This window comes from Ancylothrix sp. D3o (genome assembly GCF_025370775.1).
Taxonomy (GTDB): domain Bacteria; phylum Cyanobacteriota; class Cyanobacteriia; order Cyanobacteriales; family Oscillatoriaceae; genus Ancylothrix.
This window is the reverse complement of sequence record NZ_JAMXEX010000001.1, coordinates 261,682-278,686: the sequence shown is the minus strand read 5'-3', so window position 1 is coordinate 278,686 and position 17,005 is coordinate 261,682. Positions and strand designations below refer to the sequence as shown.

The window sequence follows — 17,005 nt, the reverse complement described above, 5'->3', positions numbered from 1 at the left end:
CGGGGAGCTTAATCAGGGTGCATCTACCATTTCTTTTTCCTAGGATGAGTGAAGTTAATCCGGAAAAGCTGAAGAAAGTTTTAAACTTTAAGGCTTGATGCTCATTAGGGGAAAAGAAGAGGAAAGTAGGGTTAAAAGCAGAAAACAAAAGGTTTTTTATGAATGCCTAAAAATTGAATCAAAATTTATTAGTTAGGATCAAGGGAAGAGTGATAAAAAAAACAAAAATCCCGGCCTAAAACGACCGGGAGCATCAATCAGGGTGCATCTACCATTCCAAGTTTCTGCGGTTGATGGGGTGCGTCAGGAAAATTTAAAAAAGAAATTGGTGAGAAGGTGGGGAGAAATTTTTGGGGGTATGACAAGCTGAATTTGGTGCCGGTTGGGGTTGGGAAAAATTAGGAATTTGTCTACATTTTTAGGCCATAAGAAAAGAATTGCCAAATAAAAAACCCCAGCAATGGTTAGCCAGGGCAATCTATCAGGGTGCATCTGTTAATAGTGTTCTTAGGGGTGCTGATGCAATCCGGAAAAATCTGTTATCTATTAGTAGTACCTGAAAAGTTTAGGCTAGGTGGTAACTTTTCCCATCAATAGGTAGTCGGATTGTTTGAATCAATAAAATATTGAGGTCTGGAGTCAATAGTTTTTAGCTACGGTGCCGGCTTTTCTGGCGCTGGGGGGTGGGAAACCCTCTTGTGGCTTCAGCCAAAAAATTGCGACAATACAGACAAATTGATATGAGTGTGTATTTGTAGCACATAATCGAATTCTAAGAGCAGGACTGACGTTGTGACTCAGGAACTAGAATTTCAAATTTCAGTAACCCCGGTTCGGGGTAATGAATATCTTGTGAGAACGGAAGATGTGGTGCAGGGGGCGCCATTGGCCGAGGAAATTTTAGAGTGGCCGGTGGATGACTGGCTTGTGCGTGCTTGTCAGCTTATGAATGACCCGTTGCTGGGTTTGTTAGAGGAAAGTGATATGGCTTGGCCTTCGCAAACTGGGAATGGGAAAACGAGTCTAGGAGAGGTCGGTTCTTCGCCTGAAGCTGGGGTGGCGAGTTTGGTTGCTTTGGGCCGGCAGCTTCATCAGCATTTATTTCAAGGTAGGCTGCGTGATAGTTGGATATCAGCCCAAAGTATTGCTCAGCACCGGCGCTCTCAGTTACGTCTGCGTTTGGCGTTGAAAGGTGATGTTTTGCCGCGTTTACCTTGGGAAGTTCTCCACGACGGCAACCGGCCTATTGCTACGGGGACGGATGTTTTGTTTTCGCGCTATCAACCGCCGACAACGGCGCTGATGAGTGAGGTGGTTGAGGGGACTCACAAGCAAACGACTTCGACGGCGTTAAAGATTTTGATGGTGTTGGCCGGCCCGACGGATCAGGATCGTTTACAACTTAAGCAGGAGGCTGAACACTTACAGAGAGAGTTGCTTTCTCGTTCTGAGTCTGGTGGGCCGGCTATGCAGCTTCAGATTTTGGAACAACCCGACCGGGCGACTTTGACTCAAGCGCTGGAACACAATCAATATCAGGTTTTCCATTATGCCGGTCATAGTAATTTGGGATCAAAGGGGGGCGAGCTTTATTTGGTGAATCGCAAAACCGGCCTGACGGAAACGCTGACGGGTTATGATTTGGCTGGTTTGCTGGCAAATAATGGGGTGCAATTGGCGGTTTTTAATTCTTGTCGCGGCGCGGGGATGTTAATTAGCGGACGTAATGATGATACCGGCCTTGGGAATTTGGCGGAAGCTTTGGTTAATCGAGGAATTCCTGGGGTTTTGGCAATGGCAGAATGTATCCCCGATGATGTTGCTTTGACTTTGGCGCGGCTTTTTTATCGCAATTTGAATTTGGGTCAATCGGTGGATTTGAGTTTGAGTCGGGCTCGACAGGGGCTTATTTCTGCCTATGGTTCTAATCAGCTTTATTGGGCGTTGCCTATTTTATATCTGCATCCTAAATTTGATGGTTATTTGCGGTCTAATTATCATATTAATTCTATTTCTTCAAGTCAATCTGAGGTGGTTTCGCCTATTTTGTCTCAAATTCGTTCGCCTCAAGTGGCGGAGCCTGATGATTTAGAAAATTTAGATGATGAGGAAATAGATTCGATTTTAGATGAAATGGATTATGCCGAGTTAAAGGAGGATTTGGGGCTTTTTAAGGATGATGAATTGATGGATTTGGAGGGGGAAAATGAGGCATGGGATGATGATTTTAATGAGGAGCCTTTGGATGATGGGGCAGAAGCAATGGTGGCTTCTTTGCTGCGTCAGCTTTCGCCTCCTGATCCTTTACCGGCCGGTGGTAATCCTCCAGCAAGCAATGTAATTGCCAGTGAAATGCGGCAAGCTGATTTGATTTTTTCGGATGAAGAATTAGAAGAGTATGATCTGCAAAAATACCAGCAATCAACTGAGGCGATTGATTCTAATTCACAAGAGAGAGAATCAAGTGAAAGTAATGTTAAAGCGAATTCTGGGGATCTTTCTCGTACAAAAACGCCTCGTTTAATTGCACCGGCACCGGAAAAGCTGAATAATGCTAAGAAAACGTTGCCGCCGGTTGACCGCTCTGCCTGGATACCGAAGGCGCTGGTAGGTGTTGTGGCAGTTGGGTTGTTGCCGATTTTGGGGTTTTGGTTTTTGCGAAGTCGGGTTGAAGAAAAAAATGTGGTGGGGAATTCAGGAAAGCAAGCTGTGACGATGCCGGTGGAGTCGGAGGTGCCGGTGCAAAGTTTAAATACTCTTGATTTCCAAAAAACTCCTACTTCTCAAGTGGTTGCTATTGCTATTGAGCGGTTTAGTCAGGGAAATTTAAAGGAGGGTTTTCCGGCGGTGGAGGCGCTTTTAAATCGTTCAGCTTTGCCGCAGGCGCAGGCGGCGTTGGCGGCGATACCAAAGGCACAGGAAAATCAGCCGGAAGTTAATTTTTTGAAAGGCCGGTTGGTGTGGCAGTTTGCGGCGGCGGGAAATCAACTTTATAGTCAATCGGATGCTCGCCGGTTTTGGGAGGTGGCGGTAAAAGATAATGGTAAATCTGCTGAATATTTTAATGCTTTGGGGTTTGCTTATTATGCGGAGGGAAATTTTGACCGGGCGGCTCAAATGTGGAGTCAAGTTTTGAATTTGCTTGAAAATAATCCTCAGCAAAATAGTACAATTCGTCAGGATTTAACGGCTTATTCAGGCTCGGCTTTGGTGTTTTATAAACAAGCAAGAAGTCTGGCCGGTGAGCAGAAGGAAGTTCGCTTAAGTAAGGCGATTAAGTTTCGCAATTATGTTTTAAGTGAAGATGCGGTAAGTTTTCAACCGGATGCGCTTGCTAAAAATTGGATGTGGTCGGATCAAGCGATTAAAGATTGGCAAGGGGTTTTACAGTTAAAAGAGTAATTTGTCATTTGTCATTTGTCAAAGGACTAAGGACTAAGGACTATTGACTTAACCATTTTAAGATTGCTAGGGAGCCGCCGGCACAAGTTACGATAATAATTATGATTGCTTCTTTTGGAATGCTGCCGTCTGTTTGGGGGGGCTGGGGCTTATTTGAACCAGGGAAAATTAAGCCAAAAATTGCTATGGCTGTTAGGGTTATTATTGTTAAAACGGTGAAAAACCACACTAAAACAAGGGGAGGAAGGCGCGGCGAGCGTTTTTTTGATTTCGGCATGGGAAATAGAACATTTTATTTAAGGTGGGCGAAGCCCACCCTACTATTTAGTTGGTGTGGCGTTCTATTGCTAGTTGAATGAGTTGTTCAACTAATTGGGAGAAGGGGATGCCGGTGGCTGCCCAAAGTTGGGGATACATACTGGTGGCGGTGAAGCCGGGGAGGGTGTTAATTTCGTTGATTAAGACTTCGCCGGTTGATTCTACATAAAAGAAATCTACTCTTCCTAAACCGGCTCCATCAATGGCTAAAAAGGCTTGGATTGCCATTTCTTGTACTTTTTGGCTAATTTCAGCGGGGATTTTTGCGGGAATAAATAAGTCGGCTTGGCCTGCGGTGTATTTGGTTTCGTAGTCGTAGAAGTCGCTATTAAAGGTGATTTCTCCTACTACAGATGCTTTGGGGTTGTCGTTTCCTAAAACGGCACATTCGACTTCTCTGGCGATGACTCCGGCTTCAACGATGATGCGCCGGTCATAACTGGCGGCGTTGTCTAATGCTGTTTCTAATTCGCTGCGGTTGCGTACTTTGGAAATGCCGACGGAGGAGCCAAGGTTGGCCGGTTTTACAAAGCAAGGATAGCCTAATTTTTGTTCGATTTCGTCGCAAAGTTTGGGAAATACGCAGGGGTTTGACCAAATTTGTGAGCGGTTTATTGCCATGTATTTAACTTGGGGTAAACCAGCTTCTGCAAATGCCATTTTCATTGCAATTTTATCCATTCCCAAGGCGGAACCTAAGACGCCTGACCCGACGAAGGGAACTTGCATTAATTTGAGTAATCCTTGTACGGTGCCGTCTTCGCCATTGGGGCCGTGTAAGATGGGAAACCAGACGTCTACTTGGGCGACTTCTGGGGGGGTTTGCCAGCGGGCGAGGGGTTCATTATCGCTGGAAGTTGAGAGGGGTTGGCCGGTGGTTAAGACTTGTTGTGCGGTGTCGCCGGCTTGCCAGAGGCCGTCTTTTTGGATATATACGGGCAAGATATCGTATTTTTCGCTGTTGCTGTCTGCGCTTAAGGCGCGTGCGATGGCTCTTGCGGAGCTAATGGAGACTTCGTGCTCGCCTGATCTTCCGCCAAATAATAATCCTACCCGTAGTTTTGTCATTGTCTGAATACTCCGCATTTGTGCTTCTGAATAAATATAGCCGGCGGTGGGCCGGTGATTTTCTCTTGGTTGGAAGTTTACGGAGTGGGAGAGTGGTTTTCGGGGAAAAGGTGGGGGGAGGTTAGGCTGTATGTTGAGAAACCGGGTTTCTAAGAAAAATTGAAGTTTATAGACTCAATATTTATTTAGAAACCGGGTTTCTGATGTGGATATAAAGGTGTTAAGAGTTTTGCTGCAACCAAGTAATTAAATCAGAAAATTGGGAAAAGTCTAAAAGCGCCTCTGCTAGGTCTTCTAATTTGGTTAAAGATAATGCCTGAATTTGCTGCTGAAGTTGCTCATTTACAACACCAAGCCGGCGGGATAGCAGGCGGATAATAAGTGATGCTGCTTCCTGTTGTTTTCCTTCTTGGCGGCCTTCTTGGCGGCCTTCTTGGCGGCCTCGTTGGAGACCTTGTTGGAGACCTTGTTGGAGACCTTCTTCGAGAATACTTTGATAGAAAACAGACTCGCGCATAATATTACTCCTGAATAATTGTTGAATCAATGTTTTTTCAAACCGCAAACCGGCCAAAATGCCGGTACAAGTTGCTATATTCTGACGTTCGGAGACTGACTCAATTCTAGCGACTTGTTGGGCCACTTGGGACAGCAATGCTTCAGGATCATTAGCTCTTGCTAAACTGGCAAACGGCAGTAGTGCAGGATTGGCTAAAAACGGCGTCGGGTCTTGTTCCCAGAGGCGAATGACGAACTATTGATGGGTTGTGCTACCCTCACGATAGATTTCTGTAAAAGCTACTTCGGAGGTTGTTTCTTTTAAAAAAATAACCACCTGTTCAACATCACAATTATATAGTCGTTTTAGCCTGACCCAATAATCAAGCATTCTGAATGGCAGCGGCGGCGTTGAACTGGGGAGGGTTTGAAATTCTATGTGTAGAATTGAAGATAGAACTCGCAGAAATGTAAGTGAGTCTGCACGAATCGGTTCTAGGTTTAATTCGGTTTTGAGAACCTGAATATCGCCGGTTTCCACTGATAGCAACCAGCGAGCTATATCTTGGGGGTATTTTTCGGCGATGTATTTACAGGTATTATCGTAAGCCAAGGGAAAGAAGATTTTTATACAGGACTTTTTTATTTTAGTTTAAAAATTTTGAATAATGCAACGATTTTTAAAATTTATTTCAACTCGATTTCAATAAAAGACACTGGTTTTTTGTTGAGTAAATATGTTAAAAACTTTTATCAAATCAAGGAATTAACCGGGTTGCCGGCTCATTTTATGAGGGAGGCAACCTGAGCGCTAGATAAAATATCCGGTTATCTGGTTAATAGATAGGATTTTTCAAGATGTAACGCAACATCCCTGGACTAGATGACATAAAAATTGTGATCAAGAAAACTAAGCCATAGGCGATAATTTGATTTGCTTCTGGTTTGATAAATCCGAAGCCGCCCAGTAAAGAAGTGATGAAATCAACGATAACGGCTAATAGCCAAAAACCCCAAATTATTTTTGCTTTCCTTTCAAAAATATCTATCGTGAAAATGTTAAATCCTGTGATAACTCCAGTTGCTAAACCCACAAATATTAAAACTCCAATGTCTTCTGAAGAATTTGCTGTTTGTCCGTTCAAGGCCGCCAACAAGCCAAAAAAAGTAGTGTAGGCATCACCTATCATGCCGGCAAAGAATAAAACTTGTAGCAGTTGTTGCATGATAATATCCAAAATTTAACGACGTAATTTAACTACTAAAATGGCTGCTCCTATTGCAATAGTTAGCGCAGCAGCACCGAAAAAAGCGAATTGTGTATCAGGGTCTAATCGTACTTTTTTAGGCTTTTTCCCGGCCTGCTTTTCTTCATAGCTGATGAAACAAAGCCTTGCCATGAATTCTTGCCAAATCTTGAGGCTGTTTTCTCTAAGAAATGAGATATCTTGCAATTGAGTTAGCTGGGTGCTTTTTTTGAGCAGCAAATTGATAATTTGCTGATATTTTGGCAAAAATTGCGCTGATAAATCCTCGAATTTAAACGAATGTGAGGAGCTAGAATACTGCTGATACCACAGGGCAATTGCGATGTCATGCAATGTCTGCCACTCTTTCAATGTGAAAGGTTTATGAGCTTTATAAGCTTGCTCAATTGCCCTTGTATAGCTGAGATATTTCGGCTTAACTGAGATGAATTTTGATGTTAGGAGTAAAACTTGCTCAAACGAGTTTGTATCTTCCTCAATTTGTTGCCAAATAGGTTTATTAGCCATGATTAAATTTCCAGAAAAGGCCGGTTTTACCACCAGTCACTACTGCTATAGCTACTGTCAGAGCTACTATCGCTGTCATTGTCACTGCTGCTGTAATCGGAAGTATCGCTTGGACTGGAATCATAGCTACTACCAAATAAATCCCAAGAGCCGCCGGTATCTCCTGAATCACTGCTGCTGTAATCGGAAGTATCGCTTGAGCCATAATCACCGCTACTGTTATCGGAAGTATCGCTTGAGCCAGAATTACTCCCGCCAAAGAAATCCCAAAAGCCACCACTATTTTCTGAATCATTGCTGCTGTTATCAGACGTATTGCTTGAGCTAGTTTCTTCGTATCTATTGCCAAACAAATCGTAATATACGTTGCTATTTTCTGAGTTGGAATTGTTATCAACTGAGTCACGATCATTGCTGCTATCATTATGAGTATCAATGGATTCGGATTGAGTCCCAGTACCAAATCCCTCCCAGTGATCTTGAAGGTCAGGCGGAAGTCCTGGGGTAACACCTGTCTCTTTGACATCCGATGGATCTGCAAAGAAAATATTGTCAACAGAAATTACAAAACACTGAGTTTGATTAAGCACTTCCATTACATCTTTGCCAAAGCAGTCAGTCGTTCCATCAGAAGTAGAAAAAATCAGCGGGATTCCTCTTTCTTCAGCTACATGAATTAGTCGGTTTACTTGATCAACTGCATTGGGTCCTGATAACCTTGAATTTGGCCCGTAAGCTTTGCATTCTATTATGGCGAGTTCCTCTCCATTATCATCTTCAATCGTGACTTCTACTTGGGTGAGTTTACCAAACTTCTCGGATGTTTCATCGAAAAGAAGCTTATTTTCTGGGGGATACCAGTTAGCATTTAACCCAAACTCTTCGAGTTGTTGTTCTGTGTATATCTCTAAGTCTTCGCCTTGTATATAACTGGCTTTGCCCCTTTCTTGAGCGCTGCTATTGCTTTTACCCTCCACCGGCACCGAATCACTCCCACCGGCATCATCTTTAAACACAGAAACAACGTGAGAGCCTATCTCAGATAAACCTTCACGAACCCAATTCAAAGGATTAATGTCATTACTGCTATTACTTTTACCCTCCACCGGCTCAGAATTACTCCCACCCGCATCATCTTTAAATACTTCTCCAACCTCAGAGACTATCGCAGAAAAGAAGCCCCCAATCCAACCGGGTAATCCTCCACTCATAGCTCTATCCTCCTGCCAAGCTTATCTCACTTTTGCTATCCCTATGCTAGACCGCTTGACTATCAACTGGAAAGCGGAAAAAGACGGATCTTTTTAATTTTTTAGGAGCAGATCGGATTAAGACGGATGAAGGCGGAAAAAGTCGGGTATAATAACAGCAAATTTCTCAGATTTATCCAAATGGACATCCCAGAAGTATTAAAATTTGTGGACGATTTGCTGTACGAAAAAACCGGCCAGCATTTAAATAGTTTACAGCGAGGAATTATTGAAGGAACCCTCAAGCAACAAGAATATTCAGAAATTGCTGAAAGTCACCGTCTTTCCGCCGGCCATGTTAAAGATGTGGGTTATGAACTTTTACAAAAGCTAAGTGAGGTTTTTGATGAGCCGGTTGATAAAAAAAATCTTAAAGCAGTCTTATAACGTCAAGGAAATTTCACTATTTCCGATTGTAGTTTTGGTGATAATAATATTGTAGGTTACATAAATATTTGCTCCGACCGGCCTAGTATTACCCCAGATAAGATTGAATCAATTATTAAATTACGGCAGTTTGGCTTGAGTGATAATAAAATTGCCGAGGCGCTAGGATTAACTGTGGAGCAAGTTAAACAAGTAATATCACGTCCGGTGGATTAACCAGAATATTTGTAGGGGGGTTAAGGGGGGTAGGATTCAAAAGTCAGTAGAAACCAGCCCCCATTGGTTTCTGATGTTGGGTTTCGTGCCTCAACCCAACCTACAAGAATTACACAGGCACCCCAGTCAAACTAAACGGACGCACCTCCGTAATTTTCATCTTCACAATTTGCCCCTTTAACTCATTAATATCTCCAGCACAAAAAGCGAGCCGGTTGCCACGAGTTCTTCCCATAACTTGTTCGGGATATTTGGGATTTTGCTCTTCAATTAACACCTCTTCAACACGACCAAAATAACGTTGCGAACGTTCAGCAGCCTTTTGATTAACCAAGTGATTTATCCGTTGCAAACGATCAGCTTTTACCTCCTCAGAAAGTTGATTTTCCCAAAGGGCTGCCGGTGTACTAGGACGCGGAGAATAAGCCGCCGTATTCACCAAATCAAACCCAATATCTTCAATCAACTTCAGCGTTTTTTCAAACTGTTCTTCCGTCTCACCAGGGAAACCAACAATCGCATCAGCCGTAATCGAAGCATCAGGCATATAAGAGCGAATTGTATCAATAATGCGGCGGTATTTTTCCTGCGTATAACCCCGCGCCATTGCCTTCAAAAGTTCATTATCTCCTGACTGAAAAGGAATGTGGAAATGCTCACAAACTTTCGGCAATTCCGCACAAGCTTTAATCAATCTTTCTGTGAAATAACGAGGGTGAGATGTGGCAAAACGTAGACGCTCTATACCGGGGATATCGTGGACGTAATACAGTAAATCAGTGAGGGTGTGGAGGTGCCGGCCTTCCGGCGTTGTCCCCGGTAAGTCGCGTCCGTAGGCATCAATATTTTGACCCAACAGCGTCACTTCCTTGTAACCCTGCCGGCTAAGTTCTTCCATTTCTGCGCGGATAGCTTCCGGTGTGCGGGACTGCTCGACGCCTCGCACGTTGGGGACAACGCAATAGGTACAGCGTTCATTACAGCCGTAAATAACGTTTACCCAAGCGCTAACGCGGCTGTCGCGGCGGGGTTTGGTGATATCTTCCATGATATGCACCGGCTCGGTTGCTACCACCTGCGAGCCTGCAAATACTTGCTCTAGTAAGTCTCCTAGCCGGTTGGCGTGTTGGGGCCCCATTACGAGGTCTAGTTCTGGTACACGCCGCAATAGGGTTTCGCCTTCTTGCTGGGCCACACAACCGGCCATAACCAAGGTCAGGTCAGGGTTAGAGCGTTTGCGGTGTGCTTGCCGGCCCAAATGCGAATAAACTCTCTGTTCGGCATTGTCCCGAATCGTGCAGGTATTATACAAAATTAAATCTGCATCGTTAGGGTCTTCTGACCAAGCAAAGCCCATATTTTCAAGGATGCCAGCCATGCGTTCGGAGTCGGCTTTGTTCATTTGGCAGCCGAAGGTTGTAATGTGATACCGGCGGGGTGTTGCAGTCATGGAAACCAGGGAAAAATCACGCTTATAAGTTTAGGCAGGTTCCGAAAATTCGGTTTTGCTGCCAATATAAAAATTATAGATTTGATTGGGGTTTTTACCTAGAGGACGCACTGAAGGCTTTTTTCAGACTAGCAAGCGCTAACATCCGGCTCTTGACATTTTTTAATGTTATCTGATACTGTAACGTTCTTAACAGGCTGGGCGTTTTCTATTGCCTAAATTTTGAGGAAAAAATGAGTCAAAGATTAAATCTGATAGGGTTTTCTGTTGTTTCTGGTTTGATGTTTTTGTTGGCGGGTTGTGGGGGAAGCAATGAAACGTCTTCTGCTAAGTCTTCACCGGCTGCCACTTCAACACCGGCTATAATTTCTTCGCCAACGCCTGAAACTGTACCCACCATTTCTTCTTCTTCACAAACATCGCCAACGGCTGAAACTTCCCCAACGGCTGAAAGTTCACCAACGGCTGAAACATCGCCAACGGCTGAAACATCGCCAACGGTTGAAATATCGCCAAATGCTGAATCTTCCCCAACTACTGCAACCGAAAATGATTCAGAGTTAAAAGTTGCCACATCAATTTTTGCCAAAGAAAATACAGCGACGGGTCAGGTTGAACCAATGGCAGAAGGAATTTTTAAAAAAGGCGAACCTGTGAATTTAGTATTGCTGAATGTTGGCAAATTTCAAAAGGGTGAAAATGGCAAAAATCAACTTGATTTAGATGTTGAACTTAAAGACGCTGAGGGTAAAGTTTTAGGCTCCCAAAAAAGTTTGCTAGGGGAAAAAGGAGTAATTGATTTACCGGATAATATTGCTAAGTCTCCTGTGGGTACTGTAGACTCTAAAACCACCAGTGAACTACCGGTAGGAGAGTACACAATTTCGATGACTGTTCACGATAAAGTAGCCGGTAAAAGCGTTACCGAAACCAAAACTTTTACTTTGGAATAACGTTTAAAATTTTTACCATCAGGGTTAATTATCGGCAAAAATTGGCGCTGCGGCTTTAAGGATTTGCGTTGAGTGAATCGAAAAGCGAGAGAAGTTGCGCCGGTTATTTTTTATTGGGGTTTTGTTTGTTATAGGTTGCCAATGTTAACACAAGAACAAAAGCATTTTTGGGACGAAAACGGTTATTTAATTTTACCGGCTTTTTTTTCGGCTGAACAGATAGATAAAGTGGTAAAACTCCATCGGCGTTTGTGGGAAGAATGCCCTAGTAATGTGGTGGTTGATGATATGGAAACTAACCGCCGGTGTTATATGATTGATTTGTCGGAGGAGGAAAAAAACCACCGTTGCAAGGTAAATGATTTATATCTAAATTATGAAGAAATCCGCGATTTAAGTTTAAATGAACGATTAGGAAATATTTTAGGGGAGTTGTTAGCAGATGTGCCAGTGCTTTGTAATACTCTGAGTTTAGATTATGGCACTGAGCAGTTTCTTCATGTTGATTCGCTTTACATGACTCCGTTTACAGATCATGCTTTGGTGGCAACTTGGATAGCTTTGGAAGATTGCCACCCAAATGCAGGGCCATTATGTTATATTCCAGGCAGTCATAAAATACCAATTTATCGTTTTTCGAGTGGTAGTCCTCATGTAATTGAAAATGAGTTCCCTGCTTGGCAAGAATATATGGCTGAGGAAGTGAAAAAGAATAATTTAAAGGAGGAATTTTTTACGCCTAAAAAAGGCGATGTTTTTATCTGGCACGCCCAACTTTTGCATGGCGGAAGTGCGATTAAAGATTTAAATTTAACTCGCAAAAGTTTAGTAAACCATTATTTTACAAAAACCGATTGTGTCAATTTACAATCTAAGTTAGTTCGCTGGGATGGCGGTTATTGGATGAATAAGCCGGTGTTGCAGGTTGTGCAAGAAAAGCCGACAGTTGAAGAAAAAAAAGAAGAAACTAAGCCGGAAATAAGCCAAATTGAACATAGTTTAAGGACAACTTTGCATTATTTCCGGTTGTGGAAACGCGATGTTTTTAAGCCCACCGGCTTATGATATGGTGGGCAAAATATCGTCCTAAGAAATAACCGGCTTGACGTAAGATAACCAGGTTTGCACCGGCTTGAAACCGACAGACTCATAAAGTCGCGTGGCGCCGGTGAGACTATCGGCATCAACTGCTAGTTTTACGGTATCCATTCCTGCTGTTTTGAAAGCCTGCATTGAACCTAGCAATACGGCTTTTCCTAAACCCATTTTACGGAAATTTCGAGAAGTACCTAACCAGTTAATCCAACCTTCTTTTGTCCCCAGACGGTTGTTTTGTTCCGGGTAAATACTGGCATAAGAAAAGCCTGCTATGGTGCCATTGGGGGCGACAATGACTAAGTTTAAATCTGGCCTATATTGGGCATCGTTAAACCAAAACTTTGCCGTTGTAAGGGTTAATTCGTGGTGATTCCAATGGTCGATAAACGATTGGTTAAAACAATCTACCCATGCTTTTATTTCTGTTTCACCGGCCAACGGACGCAGGCTAAAACCTTCTGGTAATTGAGGGGTAGATATTTCTTCATCCAGCCGGCGAGACATGGTGAAAAAACTGCGGTCAACTTTAAAGTTGTGTTCTTCTAACAAACTGCAACGATCTCTTAAATCATCTCGACTACTCGAACGCAAATTCACCGGCAGATGTTTTTCTTTTTGCAGTTGTCTCATTCGCCTTTCACTCCAGCGGATAATTTCTGCTTCCAGACTTTCTTGATGTGCCCTGGGGTGAACATAGAAATATAGATAACCGTCAATTGCTTCTTTTGCTTGAGGTCGAGAAATGTGCCCAAAACCCATCAAATTACCGCTGTTGTCTTCCCACAAACGCACGTCTTTTTTAGGCTCAAAAAACGGCTGCTCAATCTCCATTTCTAAGTCCGCAACAGACTTATCTTTATCTAATTGTCCGACTGGATCGCAAGTGTTTACTAAGTCGGCGATGGCTTTTATGTCTGATTTTCCCAAATAGGGACGCATCATTAGCGTATTCATACAAATGTTTTTGCCGGTTTTTCGGCTTTTTACTAGGGTTGAGACTGTTATTAAATAGGCAAAAATTTTCCTCTTTTTGGAGGAAATAGCTAGGAATTTTTGGCGCCCATTGGAGGCATTTTTAGAAAAATCCCGCTTTTCAATTGCAAACAGCAGCTATCCCGCTAACCACTATCTGCGGATAACAGTCTCAGCAATCCTCTGTATTTTTGTTCGTAAAGCCTTTGCAGCCTAAGTTGGTAATGGTAATAGAAGATTAATTCACCTCGATTTGGGGGAAATTTCCACCCGCTTCTTTAGGGGTTTTCTGGCCGGTTGCCTTCACTTTATCACAAGGCTGAGTTACGCCCCGTTGCTTTAAGTTATCTATTGGTTAACGTTTGTTTAAAAAATCCGATTTTTGGTTAAATCCTAGTGAAGTTAGCCACCCCCTGGGGGGAATTTTTGTTTAATTGGAATCGTAGCTCTAACCTAGCACAAGTTTTTATAACTGACCTCAGTGATAACCGAACCGAGCATGATTGGAAAAGTTTTAAATTCCCTCCCCACTGACGGGGAGGGCAAGATGGCGTAGAGAAAAGCGAATAGAAATTAAACTATTGCCGGTGCAGCTTTCATCTCAAAAATTTTCTCGATCACTTCTTCAACAACCTTATCAGGAGTCGAAGCCCCAGAAGTAATTCCCACAACAATTTCCCCCGCCGGCAACCAATTTTCTGAAACTTCCAAATCCCGATTTAACGGTTTATGCTCAATCGACTTTTCGCTCACAATTCGCTCCGCACAATCAATATGATACGAGGGAATATTTCGCTCAATAGCGATTTCTTGCAAATGGGTTGTATTAGAAGAATTAAACCCGCCAATCACAATCATTAAATCAAGCTGATCTTCGACAATTTTAAACATCGCATCTTGTCGTTCTTGCGTCGCATCACAAATAGTATTAAACGCCAAAAAATGCTCATTTAACTTGTCAGGGCCATACTTTTTCATCATTGTCCGCTCAAAAAGCTTACCCATTTGCTCGGTTTCGTTTTTCAGCATTGTGGTTTGATTAGCAATGCCAACTTTTTCTAAATCTTTATCTGGGTCAAAACCGGCACTCATAGACTTTTTGAACTTTGCCAAAAATTCCTCTTTATCACCGCCATGCAGAATATAATTAGCCACATATTCCGCCTGCTGCATATTAAGCACAATCAAATAAGTGCCGGCAAAAGAACTCGTTGCTAAAGTTTCCTCATGGTTATATTTCCCATGAATAATTGAAGTAAAGTCGCCTTTTTTGTGCTTCTCAACACTATTCCAAACCTTAGAAACCCAAGGGCAAGTGGTATCTACAATTGTGCAACCTTTATCATTAAGTAACTGCATTTCTTGAACCGTCGCGCCAAAGGCCGGTAATATTACCACATCGCCTTTTTCAACCACAGAAAAATCTTTATTTCCCCCTTTCACTTCAATAAACCCAACTTGCATTTCCCGCAAATGCTGATTTACCGAGGGATTATGAATAATTTCGTTAGTAATCCAGATGCGTTCGGTGGGAAAATGAGTACGAGTTTCATAAGCAATGGCCACCGCCCGCTCAACTCCCCAGCAAAAACCAAAAGCCTCAGCCAGCCGAATGGTCACATCACCGCGTTTTAAAGTGTAATTATTGTCTCGAATTTGCTGGATGAGGGGACTTTGATAAGCTGACTGCATGACACCGGCCACCTCTTCCTCATGGCCAAATCCTTTACGGTAGTAGTTTTCTGACTGTTGCAGTGACCGTTTGAAAGCTTTTGTATCCATATCCCTGTTTTGGTTTTCTTTTCTTTGATTTTATGTTTTTTTGGGGATTGACAAAAAAATAATCACAAAAAAATAAGCTGAGCAAAGCCCAGCCTACCAGATAGGATAGAACAGTTAGGAAAGTTTACTCTTTAGCTAAACTCAGACCAGAAGCAAATTCCTCGCCATAACCTTCCTCGCCGTGTTCGTTGATGTCGATACCTTGATCTTCAGCCATAGGCTTGACACGCAGATCCATTACAGCACCAAGAATTTTGAGAATAATAAAAGTGCCAACGGCTGCAAAAATGTAAGTTGCAATAACGCCCACAAGTTGCGTAACAACTAACCCCGGATTGCCATAAAACAAGCCATCATTGCCAAATTCATTAATTCCTTTGCTGGCAAAAAAGCCGGTGAGAATTGCCCCAACTGTTCCGCCGACACCATGCACAGGATAGGTATCTAAAGAATCATCAAACTGCCATTTTGCCCGCAAACTTACGGCAAAGAAACAGCAAACAGAAGTAATAGAACCGATTAAAATTGCTGCAATGGGAGCCACAAAACCTGCGGCTGGGGTAATGCCAACCAATCCCGCCAAAAAGCCACTCGCAATGCCAACAGCAGTAGGTTTGCCACGCAGTACCCATTCTAAAATCACCCAAGTTAAACCACCGGCAGCCGTAGAAATGATGGTTGTTACTGTTGCGACCGCTGCCAAACCACCGGCACCTAAAGCACTACCGCCATTGAAACCTAACCAGCCAAACCACAACAAGCCAATGCCTAACAATACATAGGGTACATTATGAGGGGCATGAGGTTTTACCATAAAGTCTTTGCGGGGGCCAATCATCCAAGCAGCCACCACCGCAGATATGCCAGAACTAATGTGAACAACGGTTCCACCGGCAAAGTCTAAAGAACCAATTGCAGCCAGCCAACCTCTGCCCCAAACCCAATGTGCTAGGGGGGAGTAAATAAAAGTTGACCACAGCAAAATAAACCAGAAATAAGCTTTAAAGCTAATACGTTCGACAATTGCCCCAGAAATTAAGGCAGGGGTAATCATAGCAAACATCATTTGATAAGCCATGAAAACTTGGTGCGGAATCGTGGGAGCATAGCCTACAGGATCGGGTGCATTAGCGGCAACGTTGTTTAAAAGTATCCAGTCAAAACCACCAATAAAAGCTTCAATGCCTTGGCCAAATTCTGGGGCTTTAATAGAAGTATCAAAGGCTAAACTGTAACCCCACAGTACCCAAGTTACACCTACCACCGCCATGAGAATTAAACTCATCATCATGGTGTTAAGGACGTTGCGAGAACGCACTAAACCGCCATAGAAAAAGGCTAAACCAGGTGTCATTAACATCACCAGGCCGGTAGAAACTAACATCCAAGCGGTATCGCCGGTGTCAATTTTTGAGCCTTCTGCGGCGGCTGGGGCTGCTTGTTCACCTGTGGCCGGTGTGGTGAGTGCCGGTGTGGGGGATGGGGTGGCGTTGGGTGCCGAGAGTCCGGGTGCCGGTGTGGCGTTGGTTTCTGGGGATGGGGAAGCCTGTACTGTTGGTGTTGCAGTTGGTTGATCTTGAGAGAGTGCATTGCCAATGAGCGGCACAAGCAGCACCCATACTGCCACTATCGCCCCTGTTAGTAACTTTTTAATCACGTTCCTACCTTTGTTGCCTTTGTTTTCTTCTATGGATGACTATGAATTGCATCAATTTTTAGATGGATATTTCGGTATTCTATGATACAAAATTGGATAGCCAAGTTTATAAGTTTGTTAAATTTGGTGCGGTTGCTGAAATACAAAATTGAAGTTTTGGTTAAGTTTCTATTAGTCTG

15 protein-coding genes are annotated in these 17,005 nt (G+C 43.2%); 4 read left to right on the top strand and 11 right to left on the bottom strand.

Annotation, left to right across the window (positions count from 1 at the left end):
• Positions 1-792: 792 nt before the first annotated feature.
• The gene (locus tag NG798_RS01360; protein ID WP_261219996.1) at positions 793-3,402 is read left to right on the top strand and encodes a CHAT domain-containing protein; all 2,610 of its coding nucleotides are present in this window, start codon (positions 793-795) and stop codon (positions 3,400-3,402) included.
• 40 nt (positions 3,403-3,442) lie between these two features.
• On the opposite strand, the gene NG798_RS01355 is transcribed toward NG798_RS01360, so the two are convergent.
• The 7 genes from NG798_RS01355 to NG798_RS01330 form a co-directional block, all read right to left on the bottom strand.
• Positions 3,443-3,679: a hypothetical protein gene (locus tag NG798_RS01355; protein WP_261219995.1), complete on the bottom strand. Its 237-nt coding sequence runs from the start codon at positions 3,677-3,679 to the stop codon at positions 3,443-3,445.
• Positions 3,680-3,726: 47 nt separating this feature from the next.
• On the bottom strand, positions 3,727-4,788 hold the full coding sequence (locus NG798_RS01350) for a D-alanine--D-alanine ligase family protein (RefSeq protein ID WP_261219994.1): 1,062 nt from the start codon (positions 4,786-4,788) through the stop codon (positions 3,727-3,729).
• Positions 4,789-5,008: 220 nt separating this feature from the next.
• Complete coding sequence (locus NG798_RS27955) at positions 5,009-5,443, bottom strand: DUF4351 domain-containing protein (RefSeq protein ID WP_317619540.1); 435 nt, start codon at positions 5,441-5,443, stop codon at positions 5,009-5,011.
• A gap of 99 nt (positions 5,444-5,542) precedes the next feature.
• Entirely contained in the window at positions 5,543-5,899 is a 357-nt protein-coding gene (locus NG798_RS27950; protein WP_317619539.1) for a hypothetical protein, read from the bottom strand.
• Between the two features lie 223 nt (positions 5,900-6,122).
• Positions 6,123-6,512 carry a hypothetical protein gene (locus NG798_RS01340; protein ID WP_261219993.1) on the bottom strand — a complete coding sequence of 130 codons (390 nt, stop codon included), beginning with the start codon at positions 6,510-6,512 and terminating at the stop codon, positions 6,123-6,125.
• A 15-nt stretch (positions 6,513-6,527) separates the two neighbouring features.
• On the bottom strand, positions 6,528-7,061 hold the full coding sequence (locus NG798_RS01335) for an LPXTG cell wall anchor domain-containing protein (protein ID WP_261219992.1): 534 nt from the start codon (positions 7,059-7,061) through the stop codon (positions 6,528-6,530).
• Positions 7,062-7,087: 26 nt separating this feature from the next.
• Entirely contained in the window at positions 7,088-8,272 is a 1,185-nt protein-coding gene (locus NG798_RS01330; RefSeq protein WP_261219991.1) for a hypothetical protein, read from the bottom strand.
• A gap of 180 nt (positions 8,273-8,452) precedes the next feature.
• Between NG798_RS01330 and NG798_RS27945 the strand changes: the two genes are divergently transcribed.
• Positions 8,453-8,698, top strand: a complete 246-nt coding sequence (locus tag NG798_RS27945) for a hypothetical protein (protein WP_317619538.1) — start codon at positions 8,453-8,455, stop codon at positions 8,696-8,698.
• 325 nt (positions 8,699-9,023) lie between these two features.
• Here the strand turns inward: NG798_RS27945 and miaB are convergent, their stop codons facing one another.
• The gene (miaB, locus tag NG798_RS01320; protein ID WP_261219990.1) at positions 9,024-10,364 is read right to left on the bottom strand and encodes a tRNA (N6-isopentenyl adenosine(37)-C2)-methylthiotransferase MiaB; all 1,341 of its coding nucleotides are present in this window, start codon (positions 10,362-10,364) and stop codon (positions 9,024-9,026) included.
• Between the two features lie 233 nt (positions 10,365-10,597).
• Between miaB and NG798_RS01315 the strand changes: the two genes are divergently transcribed.
• Both NG798_RS01315 and NG798_RS01310 read left to right on the top strand, forming a co-directional pair.
• Positions 10,598-11,317, top strand: a complete 720-nt coding sequence (locus NG798_RS01315) for a hypothetical protein (RefSeq protein ID WP_261219989.1) — start codon at positions 10,598-10,600, stop codon at positions 11,315-11,317.
• A 141-nt stretch (positions 11,318-11,458) separates the two neighbouring features.
• Complete coding sequence (locus tag NG798_RS01310) at positions 11,459-12,382, top strand: phytanoyl-CoA dioxygenase family protein (protein WP_261219988.1); 924 nt, start codon at positions 11,459-11,461, stop codon at positions 12,380-12,382.
• Between the two features lie 21 nt (positions 12,383-12,403).
• On the opposite strand, the gene NG798_RS01305 is transcribed toward NG798_RS01310, so the two are convergent.
• From NG798_RS01305 to amt, 3 genes are all read right to left on the bottom strand, one after another.
• A complete protein-coding gene (locus NG798_RS01305; protein WP_261219987.1) occupies positions 12,404-13,369 on the bottom strand; it encodes a GNAT family N-acetyltransferase in 966 nt (321 codons plus the stop codon).
• A gap of 591 nt (positions 13,370-13,960) precedes the next feature.
• Entirely contained in the window at positions 13,961-15,169 is a 1,209-nt protein-coding gene (locus NG798_RS01300) for a 4-hydroxy-3-methylbut-2-enyl diphosphate reductase (RefSeq protein ID WP_261219986.1), read from the bottom strand.
• A 124-nt stretch (positions 15,170-15,293) separates the two neighbouring features.
• On the bottom strand, positions 15,294-16,826 hold the full coding sequence (gene amt / locus NG798_RS01295; protein WP_317619537.1) for an ammonium transporter: 1,533 nt from the start codon (positions 16,824-16,826) through the stop codon (positions 15,294-15,296).
• Positions 16,827-17,005 lie beyond the last annotated feature (179 nt).